The organism is Streptomyces clavifer, assembly GCF_036345975.1.
GTDB lineage: Bacteria > Actinomycetota > Actinomycetes > Streptomycetales > Streptomycetaceae > Streptomyces > Streptomyces clavifer.
In genome coordinates this window covers 4,442,892-4,456,426 of sequence record NZ_CP107793.1, presented here as the reverse complement: position 1 = coordinate 4,456,426, position 13,535 = coordinate 4,442,892, and the positions used below count along the sequence as shown (strand labels likewise).

General features: G+C 70.5%; 16 protein-coding genes and 1 tRNA gene. 16 read left to right on the top strand and 1 reads right to left on the bottom strand.

Annotated features, from left to right (window positions below; genetic code table 11):
- The first annotated feature begins 48 nt into the window (after positions 1-48).
- The 13 genes from OG927_RS19510 (at position 49) to OG927_RS19450 (ending at position 11,221) form a co-directional block, all read left to right on the top strand.
- Positions 49-198, top strand: coding sequence for a hypothetical protein (locus OG927_RS19510; RefSeq protein ID WP_330320546.1), 150 nt, complete (start codon positions 49-51; stop codon positions 196-198).
- 118 nt (positions 199-316) lie between these two features.
- Entirely contained in the window at positions 317-625 is a 309-nt protein-coding gene (locus OG927_RS19505) for a hypothetical protein (RefSeq protein ID WP_330320545.1), read from the top strand.
- Entirely contained in the window at positions 622-909 is a 288-nt protein-coding gene (locus OG927_RS19500; RefSeq protein ID WP_330320544.1) for a DUF6303 family protein, read from the top strand. Before OG927_RS19505 ends, OG927_RS19500 begins: the two co-directional genes overlap by 4 nt.
- Positions 906-1,910: a DUF2637 domain-containing protein gene (locus OG927_RS19495; protein WP_330320543.1), complete on the top strand. Its 1,005-nt coding sequence runs from the start codon at positions 906-908 to the stop codon at positions 1,908-1,910. Before OG927_RS19500 ends, OG927_RS19495 begins: the two co-directional genes overlap by 4 nt.
- The gene (locus OG927_RS19490) at positions 1,907-2,245 is read left to right on the top strand and encodes an RRQRL motif-containing zinc-binding protein (RefSeq protein WP_330320542.1); all 339 of its coding nucleotides are present in this window, start codon (positions 1,907-1,909) and stop codon (positions 2,243-2,245) included. Before OG927_RS19495 ends, OG927_RS19490 begins: the two co-directional genes overlap by 4 nt.
- Before the next feature lie 72 nt (positions 2,246-2,317).
- On the top strand, positions 2,318-3,898 hold the full coding sequence (locus OG927_RS19485; protein ID WP_330320541.1) for a hypothetical protein: 1,581 nt from the start codon (positions 2,318-2,320) through the stop codon (positions 3,896-3,898).
- 1 nt (position 3,899) lies between these two features.
- On the top strand, positions 3,900-5,987 hold the full coding sequence (locus OG927_RS19480) for a hypothetical protein (RefSeq protein ID WP_330320540.1): 2,088 nt from the start codon (positions 3,900-3,902) through the stop codon (positions 5,985-5,987).
- A 211-nt stretch (positions 5,988-6,198) separates the two neighbouring features.
- Positions 6,199-6,666, top strand: coding sequence for a hypothetical protein (locus OG927_RS19475; RefSeq protein WP_330320539.1), 468 nt, complete (start codon positions 6,199-6,201; stop codon positions 6,664-6,666).
- A gap of 273 nt (positions 6,667-6,939) precedes the next feature.
- Positions 6,940-7,845, top strand: a complete 906-nt coding sequence (locus OG927_RS19470; RefSeq protein ID WP_330320538.1) for a bifunctional DNA primase/polymerase — start codon at positions 6,940-6,942, stop codon at positions 7,843-7,845.
- Complete coding sequence (locus tag OG927_RS19465; RefSeq protein ID WP_330320537.1) at positions 7,842-8,192, top strand: hypothetical protein; 351 nt, start codon at positions 7,842-7,844, stop codon at positions 8,190-8,192. Before OG927_RS19470 ends, OG927_RS19465 begins: the two co-directional genes overlap by 4 nt.
- Positions 8,189-9,436: a DUF3631 domain-containing protein gene (locus OG927_RS19460; RefSeq protein ID WP_330320536.1), complete on the top strand. Its 1,248-nt coding sequence runs from the start codon at positions 8,189-8,191 to the stop codon at positions 9,434-9,436. Before OG927_RS19465 ends, OG927_RS19460 begins: the two co-directional genes overlap by 4 nt.
- 169 nt (positions 9,437-9,605) lie before the next feature.
- Entirely contained in the window at positions 9,606-9,794 is a 189-nt protein-coding gene (locus OG927_RS19455) for a helix-turn-helix transcriptional regulator (protein WP_103517788.1), read from the top strand.
- Between the two features lie 62 nt (positions 9,795-9,856).
- Complete coding sequence (locus OG927_RS19450; RefSeq protein ID WP_330320535.1) at positions 9,857-11,221, top strand: tyrosine-type recombinase/integrase; 1,365 nt, start codon at positions 9,857-9,859, stop codon at positions 11,219-11,221.
- A 161-nt stretch (positions 11,222-11,382) separates the two neighbouring features.
- Here the strand turns inward: OG927_RS19450 and OG927_RS19445 are convergent.
- Positions 11,383-11,464 (bottom strand) — tRNA-Tyr (locus OG927_RS19445).
- 164 nt (positions 11,465-11,628) lie between these two features.
- Here OG927_RS19445 and OG927_RS19440 point away from each other — a divergent pair.
- From OG927_RS19440 to OG927_RS19430, 3 genes are all read left to right on the top strand, one after another.
- Positions 11,629-12,117, top strand: a complete 489-nt coding sequence (locus OG927_RS19440; protein ID WP_056796691.1) for a YajQ family cyclic di-GMP-binding protein — start codon at positions 11,629-11,631, stop codon at positions 12,115-12,117.
- Positions 12,118-12,303: 186 nt separating this feature from the next.
- Positions 12,304-12,822: a methylated-DNA--[protein]-cysteine S-methyltransferase gene (locus OG927_RS19435; RefSeq protein WP_056796694.1), complete on the top strand. Its 519-nt coding sequence runs from the start codon at positions 12,304-12,306 to the stop codon at positions 12,820-12,822.
- A complete protein-coding gene (locus OG927_RS19430) occupies positions 12,822-13,535 on the top strand; it encodes an alpha-ketoglutarate-dependent dioxygenase AlkB family protein (RefSeq protein WP_209469919.1) in 714 nt (237 codons plus the stop codon). The genes OG927_RS19435 and OG927_RS19430 overlap by 1 nt, the downstream gene beginning before the upstream one ends.

Below are 13,535 nucleotides of genomic sequence, written 5' to 3'. Positions count from 1 at the left end.
CCGGGATATCCGGCCGGGTCCACACCTTCCACCTCATGAGGAGTTCGCATGTCCGGCCAGCAGCCGAAGAGCACGTCGACCGACCTCACCACCCCCAAGGCCGTCGCCCGGAGCCAGAAGGTCTACGACCGGATCAGCTCCGGCAAGTGCAAGAACGCCGTCGCCGAACTGAACGCCACCCACGGCAAGCGCGGCTGACCCACCCACTTCCGGGCTCCCCGCAATGGCAGGGAGCCCAACCCATGACGGCGCGGCCCCGGTGCTGACACACCGGGGCCGCTTTGGGCCGTCCCACCGTCGAAGGAGAACACGACCCATGAAGACCATCGTTGCTGGTCGCGAGCCTGTTACCGCGACTGAGTTCATTGAGCTGGCTCTGGGGATCGATCTGGAGCTGTTCACCGGTTCGGCCACGGAGTCCGCGATGGAGCGGGCCGCGCGGCTGGACGTCGCCCACGAGGTCCTGGCGGACCTGCGGGAGAGCGACCCGGAGACCGCGGCCTACGCCGCGAGCCTGCTGCGGACGCTGCCGCTTAAGACGCAGCCCATCGGCCGGCGCCCGCGCCGCAGGGTCAGCCGTCCGGCCACGACGGGCGCCACCGCCGGGTCCGCGGTGGCCGCATGAAGGAGTACACCGCGCAGTGTTCCAACCGTGGCGGCTGGTGGCGTCTGTACGTCGTTCTGCTGGACGATCCGGGGTCGCAGTGGCCGGAGCATGACTTCGGTCCCACGCCCGTCGTGCCGACGGTGGGTGCGCGTTCACGGGCGCTCACCGGACTCGGGTTCGTGTTCACGGACGGCGCTGAGTGGGAGTGGACGGAGTACAGCGAGACGCACGGCGACGACGCGTCGCCGGTGCGGCTGCTGGCTTCGATCCGGGTGCGTTCACGGGACGGGGGCATGCCGTGAACAGCGTTCAGATCCGTTCAGCGGAACGGGCACTGTCCGTTGGGACGTGGCTGATCGTGGCCGGGGCGATGCTCTTCTCGATCCTCACGGTGACCCCGCTCATGGAGCGGCACACACCGGACGGATTCAAGTGGACCGCCCCCATCCTGCCCCTCGTAGTCGACGCCGCGGTCGTCATCGTGGTCCGCCTCGATGCCGTTCTGGCCCGCCTGGGTGGGCACGGGGGCCGGTGGCCGGTGGTCCTGCGGTGGATGACCGGGTGCATGACTCTGGCCCTGAACGTGGCCGACTCCGCGTTGAAGAAAGAGCTGGTCGGCGTGGCCGTGCACGCGGTCGCCCCGCTCCTGCTCATCGTCACGGCGGAGACCGGTCTCGCCTACCGGCAGGCCATCACCGCCGCCCTGACCGCTCAGGAGGCCCGGCAGAAAGCCGAGCAGGCAGAGCGCGAGCAGGCCGCCGCCCAGCGCCGTGAGACGGCTGAGCGGCGGGACCGGGAGGAGCGCGAGCAGGCCGCTCAGTTGGTGCGTGAACAGCGCGACCATGAAGCCCTGCTCGCCCGTGAACAGACGGCACGGGAGGAAGCGGCGCGGCGGGAGGAGCGGGAGCGGGCCGAGGCCCGGGAGCGTGCCGAGCGGGAGACTCGTGAACGCCGTGAACGTGAGCGTGAACAGCAGCAGGCTGAGCGTGAACGCCTCGAACGAGAGGCCACCGCACGCCGTGCTGCTGAGCGTCGTGAGCGCGATGAGCGTGAACGCCGTGTGCAGGCCGAGCGGCAGGAGCGGGCCGAGCGTGATCGGGCCGCGCTCCTGGCGGCCGGCCCCGCCACGGAGAAGCAGTCCGAGGAGAAGGCCCGGGCAACTGCCCGCGCAGCGTTCGAAGCGGGACTTGCGGTGCGGGCTGCGGCCGAGCTGACCGGCTGGTCCGTCGGCTGGATCTCCACCCGCTACCAGGAACTGCGCGACGACTCGACGACCCGGGCGCTTGAAGGCGCGAGCCAGTGAACTCCCTGCCCGTTTTCCCGTGGCGCCTGGCGCCGCCCGGCTACGCGACCTTCCGGCAGCTTCGTGCCCAGGGGCTGCGGCCGGGCGGGCAGGACGTCGCCGCCGTGCTCGAACGTCCTCGCAGGCGCCGGGGCCCGTTGGTCGCCTACCTCTACCGCGTCGACCGGGCCAAGCCGGTCCGGCCGATGACTCCGGCCCGGTGGGCGGCACTGGCCAAGGCGAATGCCGCTCAGCAGGTCTGCTCGAACTGCGACCAGGACGCCGGTTATCGCATCCCGACTTCGCTCGGCATGTGTGTGGCCTGCGCCTTCCCCGAAGAACAGTGCGCCGCCTGAAAACCAGCAGGGCCCGGCCCTCTCCACCACAGATTCGGCCGGGCCCCTACTCCGACAAGGAGTGCACTCAGCATGACCGACACCACCATGACCCCGGTAGTGGCCCCCGAAGCCACCCCGGGGCCCCGTATCCCGCCCCTTGAGCCCAACCCCACACCGACCCCGACCGCGGCTGCACCCAAGGTGGAGCACACCCCGGGCGGCTGGCCGGTTGTCCCGCTCGCGGTGACCGGCACCAACGCCACCACCTCCCTGCTCGCCGCCGCCGCGCTCGTAGGCGGCCCGGCCGCTCTGGCCGTCGCCGCCACCGGTGCCGTCGTCCTCGGCACCGTGGCGGCGACCCGCAAGCACCGCGGCAACAAGTCACGTAAGGCCACCGGCCGCACGTCCCGCTCTTCGGCCGGATCGGTTGGCCGGACCGCCAGTCACGGCGGATCCGGCCGGGTGCCCGGCCAGGCTCGCAGCGGGAATGCCGGCGCCGGTAAGAGCGCAGGTCGCGGTCGAGGAAAGGCCGTTCGTGGTGCTGCTGGTTCCCTCCTGGGCACCGGCAAGTCGAGCGGATCGAAGAACAGCCCGGGCCGCGCTGGGAAGTCGTCGGCCGAGCACGGATCCATCGGGGCCGCCCCGGGCAAGTCGCCGAGTCGTGCGGGGCAGGTCAAGGCGCTGCGCGAGTCGGCCCGCAAGTCGTCTCCGTCGCGGGCCGCTCGCCGGGCTGACACGGCCGGGGCGCGGCGGTCTCTGGCGGATGCTCGCCGGGGTGCCAGGAGCGCGGCCCGGTCGGCTTCTATGCCGGGTAGGGGGCCGGTCGGCCGGTCCGTGAGCAGGGCCGCGGGCCGGGTCGGATCGGCCCGGGGCGCGGCTGTCGAGCGCAGCCGCCAGGCGCGCGACCGGCGGGCTGCCCGGCAGGTCGCCGCCCTGCGTGACGACGTGCGTAAGGCACCGGTCAGGAGGGCAGCCCGTAAGGCTCTGTGGCGTTCCGCCGCCCGGTTCCAGGGACGCCGCCTGCTCGCCGCCCTGCTCGCTGGGGCTCTTGGACTGGTCGGGATGGTGTCCACCCCGCTGGGCCGGAGGCTCGGCTGGGCCTGGCTCCAGTACCCCGGGCGTCGCCTCTACGCCCGGATGACCTGCACCGCCGAGGAACAGCGCACCCGCCGGGATGACGCCATATGCGCCGCCCTGCAGGAGGACGAGGCCGCCGTCGACCGGGAGGCGGCCGAGAGTGCCGACCGGATCAGTGACACGGCGGCACGGCCCAAGAGGCTGCCGTCGGCAGCAGCACCCATCATCTGCGCGAGTGAGGGAGAGAACGTGTCTGGTTTCCGGTTCGAGGAGTACGCCGCGGAGATGGAGTCCGCGGCCGGTCAGTACGACCCCGAGGACGCCATGGAGATCCTGGCCATGGTCGAAGGGCTCCCGGCCGCGCTCACGAGCGTGGCGAACGTGATGCGGGTCCTGGCCGAGCGGGCCGACTCGGAGTTCCCGCTGGAGAAGGACGTCGCGGACGGCTTCAACGACATCTTCGGCGCCCTCATGGCCGCCGTCGCCGTCGCCGAGGACATGGGTCCGCTGTTCCGCCAGTCCCACGAGCAGGACATCGCCCGCCACGAGGACCCGCGCAACGGGGCCGAGGCCGAGAAGGGATGGAACGTCTGACATGACCACCAACACCGCCTCTTCGGGGCCGGTGTGGGACTGGGCTGCCGGTCACGGACCCGTGACCGGCGCCTTGTCCGCCACCACCGGATGCCTTGCCGTCGCCACCACCGGAGCAGCCACCGGCATGCCCGCGGGCTGGGTCCTCACGGTCGGTGCGGCCGGGGCGATCGGCCACACCATCAGCAGCCTGCGCGAACGGCTCTCCGCCCGCACCATCGCCCTGCGCTCCGCCTCCTGGCTGGTAGGCGCCGGATGGACGACCTGGGCCATGACCACCGGCCCCCTCACCTGGGCCGCCCTCGGATCGCTGGCCACGATCGGGGTGGGCATCGGCGCCGCCGCCCGCTCCACCCTGCTCCACGAGGAGGCGCGGGAGCTGGAGGCCATCGCCGCCGATGAACGTCAGATCTCCCACGAACTGTCCGCGGAGCGCAGGGCGATTGCTGCGGAGTGGGTGGACCGGGTCCAGCGGGTCTGCAACCTCACCCTGCGGATCCTCGCGGTGGAGATCTGGCCCACCGGCACCGGGTTCACCATCGACGCCGAACTCCCCGCCGGCGGAACCACATACGACCGGATCGCCCAGCACTCCGCCGCCCTGTCCGCCGATGCCCGACTCCCGCACGGCTGCACCGCGGTCGCCTCCCAGGGCATCGATCAGGGGCGGGTTCTGATCGATGTGACCACGGTCAACGTGCTCTCCGAGGAACGCACCTACCCGTCGGACTACAGTCCGTTGTCGATCTACACCGGGATCCCGTGGGGCTACCGCACCAACGCCGAAGAGATCTGCGTGTTCCTGCGCGAACAGTGCGCGCTGGTCGTCGGCCCCACCGGGTCCGGCAAGACGAACATGGTGCACGTCATCCTGGCCGGGTTCGCCCGCACCACCGATGTCCTGACCTGGGTCATCGACCTGAACGCCGGATCCGCCGGCCTGCCCTGGGTCCGCCCCGCCCTCGACACCAACGGGGCCCCGGTCGAAGGAGTGCGACCAGGCATCGACTGGCTCGCCTCCACCTACGAGGAAGCCGTGCTGATGCTCGATGCGGCCCTGGCGGTCGGGATGCGCCGCAAGGTCGCCTACCAGGACCTCATGGCCGAGCGGAACACCGACCAGCTCCCCATCAGCGCGAAGATCCCGCAGATCATGCTGGTCGTCGACGAGGGCGCCGAGATCCTGACCAGCACCGACCGGAGCATGAAGGAACTCGCGAAGAAGATCCTCGAAGTGATCCGGATGCTGCGCGCCATGGGGGCCCGGACCGTGCTCACCGCCCTCGGTGCCACCGGGTCCGTCCTCGGGAACCTGATGATCCGCCGCGAGGCCAAGGCCCGGGTCTGCCTCACCGGCGGGGAAGTCGAAGGGATGGACCTCAGCAAGGTCTTCCCCGGCTCCCGCGGACTCCGCCCGGACCAGGCTCCCTACAAGGGGGCCGGGTACATGGGCACCCCGGAGTCCGCAGCAGCCCTGTTCAAGAACTGGCGGATCCTGCCCAACCAGATCCGCGACATCGTCCACGCCACCACCAACATGCACCCCACCCTCGACGCCATCTCCGCCAAGGCCGCGGGCGACGCCTACGCGAACCGGTGGAACCCGGAGCGCACCGCGTGGATGCGGGACACCACGCACACCCCGGCCGCCGGTGCCGGACCGGCCGAGCAGCCCGCGGCTGGTGGCGGGCTGAACCTGTCGGCTCTGCGGACCGGTCAGGAATCGCCGGAGGAAGCGTTGGCCCGGAAGTTCCGGGAGCAGATCGACGCCGAGTTCGCGACGTTCTCCCACCCCGGTACGAACACCGAGCCGCCCACACCGGGCGGGCTGAACCTGTCGGCGCTGCAGAACGAGGACAACGCCGCCCGCCAGGCCGCCCTCACCCTGCTCCTCGCCGCAGGCCCGGACGGCACCGGGGCGTCGGCGATCGCCCGCGCGCTCACCGACGCGCACGGCACGACCCGCCAGACGGTCGTCGGCTGGCTCAAGACATGGACCGAGGACGGCACCGCCGTCCGCGTCGGCACCGGCACGAAAGCCCGCTACGTCCACAGTCGGCACGCCCCCGACAACCCCACCGAGGGCTGACCGCCTGTCGCTTGTCGCCACCGGTCGGAGAAGGACCCTGGGTGGCTCTGGGAGGGCCGGAAACGGCTTGTGACCTGCAAGGCGACAAGCGACAAGACAAGACAAGCGACAAGGCACACGACAAGCCGGACGACAAGCAACACGACAAGCCGCAGGGGACCACACCTTGACGTTCAGGGGTGGTCCCCCGCGCTGCTGAAGGAGCCCCGTCGTGCATGAGCCCACGTACGAGATCACCACCCTCACCCCCCAGCAGCCCACCCAACACCCCGCGATGCTGCCCCACGAGATCCCCCCGGGAGTCCAGATGGTCACCCTCCCCGGCGGCATCCGAACCCTCGCCTACACCCCGCAGCAGGCCCCGCCCGCGCCGCCGGTTCCGGTCGCACAGCCGATCCCGGCCTGGGCCAAGACCACCGCCCTGCTCACGCCGACGGTCGGCGGGGGCGTCGCCGCCGCCGGCATCGGAATCTCCTACGCAGCCCCGGGACTGATCGCCATGAGCCAAGCCCTCTGGGCCGCCGTCGCCCTCATCGCCGCCGCAGCCATCGGCGTCCCCATGCTCCTCCGGCTCAGCCGAAGTGCGGCCGGCACCGGGAGGGGCACGACGCACATCACACAGAACATCACCGCGTCCGGGATGTTCGGCAAGGCCAACGGCACCATCAACCACCACTAAACCGGGGGCCGGTCGTGCCGCTCCTGGACTGACGGGACGCCCGCCACTTCGACGCCACCCGGAACCTGCCGTGCGTGCTCTGCGGCAAACCCACCCCCATGCGCTCCCACGACCGCGAACCGGTCCACAAGGTGTGCGCCGAGGACTGGTGCGACCAACACCCCACGTCCAACCGCTTCCACAGCTGAACGCCGAAAGCGGCCCCCATCTCACGCCAATGATCCCGGGGCCGCTCTCGTCTGCCAGCACTCATCAGAACTGGAGACAACCAGCATGACCCATGACGCACGATCCGCGCTGCTCGGTGCAGCGTTACGAGCCGCCGAACTCGGCTGGTACGTCCACCCCCTGCGCCCCGGCGGCAAAGCCCCCGCACTGCACGGAGAGGACCACTGCACCCGCACCGGCGCCTGCACGACCGGCCACCTGAAGTGGGAGCAGCGCGCCACCCTGGACGCCGACCGCATCCGTGGTGCGTGGGCGGTGCGGGCGTTCAACGTCGGTATCGCACCGGGCCCGTCGGGGCTGGTCGTCATCGACCTCGACATGCCCAAACCTGAAGACGATGCGGACACACCTTCCGGTGTGGATTCCTTCAAGGCGCTCTGCGAGCGCGCCGGGCAGGCCGTCCCCACCACCTACCGGGTGCGGACTCCCAGCGGCGGAGCGCACCTGTACTTCACCGCCCCCACCACCATCCAGCTCACCAGCAGCAAGGGGAAGCTGGCCAAGCGGATCGACACCCGGGCATGGGGCGGCAACGTCGTCGCCCCCGGCAGCACCGTCAACGGCCAGGCATACGAGGTCACCGACCCCGCCCCCGTCGCCGAACTCCCCGCATGGCTGCTGACCGCTCTCACGCCCGCACCGCGGCCCGCGCAGCCGGTACGCCTCCACGTGCCCCGATGCGGCAACCGGGCCGCCGAAGTCGCCCTGCAACGCGAGACCGCGGCCGTTGCCACCGCACCCGAGGGCGACCGCAACGCACAACTGCTCAGGAGTACCCGGGCCGTGGGCCGCTTCGTCGCATGGGGCGACCTCCCCCGGCACGAGGTGGAGCAGGCTTTTCAGGTTGCGGGTGAGTCGGCCGGACTGTCGGCTGCCGAGTGCCGCTCCACCGTGCGCAGCGCCCTCAACTGGTCCATCCGGACCTGCCGGCCGAGGGAGACCGCCTCATGAGCCCCCAGCAACGCCAGGACCTGAAAAGCCTCCCTGCCACACCCACCAACCCCAGCATCGCCGAACCGGCCCCCGCCGGATCCGGCAGTGGCGCGCCGAAGGTCGTCGCCGAAGGCGTCCCCACTGCTGTCCGCCCTGACCAGCACACCGGAGACAGCCGCTACCCCATCGCCTGGCTCACCATCACCGCACCCCGCGGCGCAGTCCCCACCGCGACCAGCGTCTGCGAGTGCGGCCGTAACCGGTTCGCCGCCGGACACCGCAAGGCACTCGCCCTGATCGAAGACCACACCCGCCACCGCGACCTCTGCTCGCTCCGCACCCATCAGGAAGGCGCCGCCGCATGAACGCGACACCGAACACACCGCCCCTCGACGGCGCCACCCTCCTCAACGAAGTGGAAGCCTTCCACCGCCGGTTCAACGTCTTCCCCACCGAGGCCGCCTACGTTGCCGTCACGCTGTGGGACGCTCACGCGCACCTGGTGGAGTGCTTCGAGACGACACCCCGGATCGCGTTCCTCTCGCCCGAGCCGGGGTCGGGGAAGTCCCGGGCGCTGGAGATCGTGGAACTCCTCACCCCACGACCGGTCAGCACAGTCTCGGCATCCGCGAACGCCCTGTACCGGCTGGTCGACTCCGCCGCCGGGCTGCCCACCGTGCTCTTCGACGAGGTGGACACCATCTTCGGCCCGAAGGCAGGCGCGGACGAAGCGCTACGCGGTTTCCTGAACGCCGGGTACCGGCGCATCGGCGGTGCTCTGCGGTGCGTGGGAGAGGGCTCCAACCAGAACGCGCAGGTCTTCGGTTCATACTGCGCCGTTGCCATGGCTGGGCTCGGCTCGCTGCCGGACACGGTGCTGACCCGCTCGATCATCGTCCGTATGCGCAAGCGCGCCCCGAACGAGAAGGTGGAGCCCTACCGGCAGCGCATCCACGAGAAGCAGGGCCACGAACTGCGCGAGCGGCTCGCCGCGTGGGCCGACACCATCCGCGACCAGGTCGCGGAAGCGTGGCCCGAGATGCCCGAGGGAGTCACCGACCGGCCGGCCGACGTATGGGAACCACTGCTCGCCGTCGCCGATGCCGCCGGGGGCGACTGGCCCGCCCGCGCACGCACCGCCTGCCTGGAGCTGATCAACGCGGCCCACGACAACGACGAAGCATCCCTCGGGGTCCGGCTGCTCACCGATCTGCGGGACCGGGTCTTCTGTGGTGCGGACCGCATGCCCACCGCCGTCATCCTCGAATGCCTCCTGGCCATGGACGACGGCCCGTGGGGAGACCTGGACGACAAACCGATCAGCTCCCGCACGCTCGCCCGGCTGCTCGCCCAGTACGTCACCCCTGGCAACAAGCCCATCAAGCCGCGGGGCATCCGCACCCCGTCCGGCTTTCCCAAGGGCTACTACGCGGAAGACCTCACGGACGCCTGGACCCGGTACTGCCCTCCGCCCCCGGAGGAATCCGCCACGTCCGCCACGTCCGCCACACCGCAGGTCAGCGGGGGTGAATCCGTGGCGGATACCGCCACAGCCATCCGCCACATGTCTGCGGAAACCGCCACACCGCTCTTCCCGGTCGCGGGCTGAACCCCAGCACATTCAGGTGCCGCCGCTTCACAGGTGTGGCGGCACCTATCCGCCACAGAACCGCTATCCGCCACAAACGCAGGCCTCTGACCTGCGATGTGGCGGCGTGGCGGACGTGGCGGATCCACCAGAGCGAAGACAAGAGACCACCTCAAAGAGGAGTCGCACCATGGCCCGCCCCAAGATGCTCAAGCTCCCCGAAGTCCTCGAAGAGATCGACATGAGCCGCGCCGCCTTCTACCGCATGCGCGCCCGCGGCCAGGCGCCCCGCATCCAGAAGCTGCCCAACGGGCACCTTCGCGTCAGTCGCGCCGACCTGGACGCCTGGTGGAAGTCCTGCGAGCAAGCTGCCGCGTAAGACCACCGCAGTAACCACATGGGGCCCGTCACGCAGACGGGCCCCTTTCGCATGGGAGCAATATGCAGACGTACGACGTACGGATTTGGGCAGTGCGACAGCGAAAGGACCGTAACCAGAGCTCCGCGGAACTCCGGTGGAAGACCGGAGGCACTCCGCATTCGCAGACGTTCCGCACCAAGACACTTGCCGAGGGACGACGGGCGGAACTGCTCCGAGCGGCCCACGCAGGCGAACCCTTCGATGAGGCGACCGGCGTACCAGTTCGGGAGCTGCGTCAGCGCAACGACGTGAGCTGGTATCAGCACGCACGCCAGTACATCGAGATGAAGTGGCCGCACTCTCCCGGCTCCACGCGGCGAACCCTCGCCGAGGCCATGGCGACCATCGCGCCGGCGCTGGTCGCAGACACCAAGGGCATGGCCGACCCCAGGACCGTGCGCACCGCGCTTTACGGCTGGGCGTTCAACATGACACGGCGGGCGGAGGAGCCCCCACCCGAAGTCGCTACGGTTCTTGCTTGGTTCGAGCGCAAGTCGCTGCCCACGTCCGCGCTGGCCGACCGCATGCACGTCCGGGCCGCGCTCGATGCCCTCACGAAGAAGCTGGACGGAACCACTGCCGCTGCCTCGACCATTCGCAGGAAGCGGGCGATCTTCCACAACGCGCTCGGTTACGCCGTCGACGCCGGGCGCCTATCTCAGAATCCCCTCCCCCAGGTCCAGTGGAAGGCACCTGAGCAGGTGGAGGAGGAGCTGGACCCGGCGACCGTGCCTGACCCTCGCCAGGCGCTCGCCCTCCTCGATGCCGTGCGGACGCAGAGCGCCAGAGGCCGGCGCCTGGTGGCGTTCTTCGGGTGCATGTACTACGCGGCTGCACGGCCAGCCGAAGTGATCGGGCTCTGCATCTCGGACTGCGACCTCCCCCGGCGTGGCTGGGGCGCTCTGCGGCTCCGTGAGACCCGCCCACGCTCAGGTGCTGCCTGGACCGACAGTGGCACGTCACACGATCGACGCGGGCTCAAGCATCGCCCCAGGAAGGCGGTGCGCTCCGTACCGATCCCGCCTGACCTGGTCGCTCTGCTCCGCTGGCACGTCACCGTCTACGGGGTCGCGCCTGATGGTCGGCTCTTCCGCACGCAGCGCGGTGGGCTGGTCCAGGACACCGGATACGGGGAGGTGTGGGCGGAAGCCCGCTCGCGGGCCCTGACTCCTGCACAGCGGAGTTCCCCGCTGGCCAAGCGGCCGTATGACCTACGCCACGCGGCAGTCTCGACCTGGCTGAGTTCCGGTGTGGAACCTCAGGTGGTGGCACAGCGCGCCGGCCACAGCGTGGCCGTTCTCTTCCGCGTCTACGCCAAGTGCCTGGATGGTGCCGCGGCGACGGCCAATGCCCGGATCGAAGCGACCTTGCGGGGCGGGCGGTAGCCCCGAACTCTGCCCCACGCCTGCCCCACCCAAGCTGGTCAGCACGCGAGATTCAGTGAGACAGCGTGGGACTTACGGCACTTATGGGACTCATCAGCGCTGGCCCATGAAAGAGGGCCCGTGAGCAGCATTTCTGCTGCTCACGGGCCCTCTCGTTCATGTGGCGGCGCCAGGGTTCGAACCTGGGTAGGCTGAGCCGGCAGATTTACAGTCTGCTCCCTTTGGCCACTCGGGCACACCGCCTCGAACGACGCGTCGGATCCCTGTGGGGGCTCCTTGGCGACGTCGTAAACGATACCCGATGCCCGGGGGTGCTACGCCACCTGATTGATCAGTGCTCGGCGCCGGCGGGGGTGGCTAGGCTTTGCGGCGTACCCCAACGCATACGACGCAAGGAGCCACACGTCATGGCCGACTCCAGTTTCGACATCGTCTCGAAGGTCGAGCGGCAGGAGGTCGACAACGCCCTCAACCAGGCCGCCAAGGAGATCTCCCAGCGCTACGACTTCAAGGGCACCGGCGCCTCGATCTCGTGGTCGGGCGAGAAGATCCTGATGGAGGCGAACGGCGAGGAGCGGGTCAAGGCGATCCTCGACATCTTCCAGTCCAAGCTGATCAAGCGCGGGATCTCCCTGAAGTCGCTGGACGCGGGCGAACCGCAGCTGTCCGGCAAGGAGTACAAGATCTTCGCCACGATCGAGGAGGGCATCTCCCAGGAGAACGCCAAGAAGGTGGCGAAGATCATCCGTGACGAGGGCCCGAAGGGCGTCAAGGCCCTCGTCCAGGGCGACGAGCTGCGGGTCAGCTCGAAGAGCCGGGACGACCTGCAGACCGTCCAGGCACTGATCAAGGGCAAGGACCTGGACTTCGCGGTGCAGTTCGCCAACTACCGGTAGACGGTCCGCCGCCGCGTGCGGCGGCGTTCGGGCGGGGTGGGGCGTGCCGGTCGGCACGTCCCGCCCCGCCCGCGTATGCGATGTCTGAAAACCGCCGGTCGGGATGCGGCGGAGGTCGCAGACTCGTGAGTACGGGGTTGCGACGGGGCCGTTCCGCGGCCCACCGGGCAGGGAGTGTGACGAGTGATGACGACGGTGTACGCGCGAGTCGGCAGCCCGCTGGGCGAGCTGCTGCTGGCCGGTGAGGAGCGGGCCGCTGCGGGCGGGGCGGACGGAGTGGCGCTGGCCTCGTTGTCGCTGCCCGGGCAGAAGGGCGCCGCGACCGTCCAGGACGGGTGGCGGCACGACCCTGACCTGTTCAGCGGAGTCGCTCGGCAGTTGGCGGCCTATTTCGAGGGGCGGCTGACCCGCTTCGACCTCGTGTACGCGGACGGCGTGGGCACGGAGTTCCAGCGACGGGTCTGGAAGGCCCTGGACGCCATTCCGTACGGCCGGACGATGTCCTACGGGCAGATCGCCGCGCAGGTGGGATCCGCGGGCGTCGGGGTCCGGGCCGTGGGGACGGCGATCGGGCGCAATCCCCTGCTGGTCGTCCGGCCGTGCCACCGGGTGATCGGAGCGGACGGGGCGCTGCGGGGCTACGCGGGCGGCGTCGAGCGCAAGGAGCGGCTGCTGGGGCTGGAGGGCGCCCTGGCGGGCCGGTGATGTCGCGCGGGGCGCCGTACGCGTCCGACGGGCTGTTCCCGCGGCCGCGGGCGGTGGTGGCGCCGGGGGCGGTTCATGTGCCCGGGTGGCTGTCGGCGGCGCGGCAGCGGGAGTTGGTGGAGGCGTGCCGTGAGTGGGCGCGCGGGCCGGTGCCGTTGCGGCACACCGTACTGCCGGGGGGCGGGGTGATGTCGGTGCGGACCGTGTGTCTGGGGTGGCACTGGCTGCCGTACCGGTACGCGCGGACGGCCGAGGACGTCAACGGGGCCCGGGTCGCCGCCTTCCCGCCCTGGCTCGCGGAGCTGGGGCGGGCAGCTGTGGCGGATGCCTACGGGGACGCCGGGGCGGGAGCCGGGTACACACCGGACGCCGCGCTGGTCAACTTCTACGACGGTGCGGCGCGGATGGGGATGCACCAGGACCGGGAGGAGCGTTCGGATGCTCCCGTGGTGTCGCTGAGCCTCGGTGACACCTGTGTGTTCCGCTTCGGGAACACCGAGGACCGGGGGCGGCCCTACACGGATGTGGAGTTGGCCTCCGGCGATCTGTTCGTGTTCGGCGGTCCGTCGCGGTACGCGTTCCACGGGGTGACGAAGGTGCTCGAAGGATCGGCCGGCCCCGCGTCGGGGATGCGGGCCGGCCGGCTCAATCTGACGTTGCGCGATACGGGCCTGGGCGGCGGTTCGGAGTCGGGCGAGAGGTCCGGGGCGTAG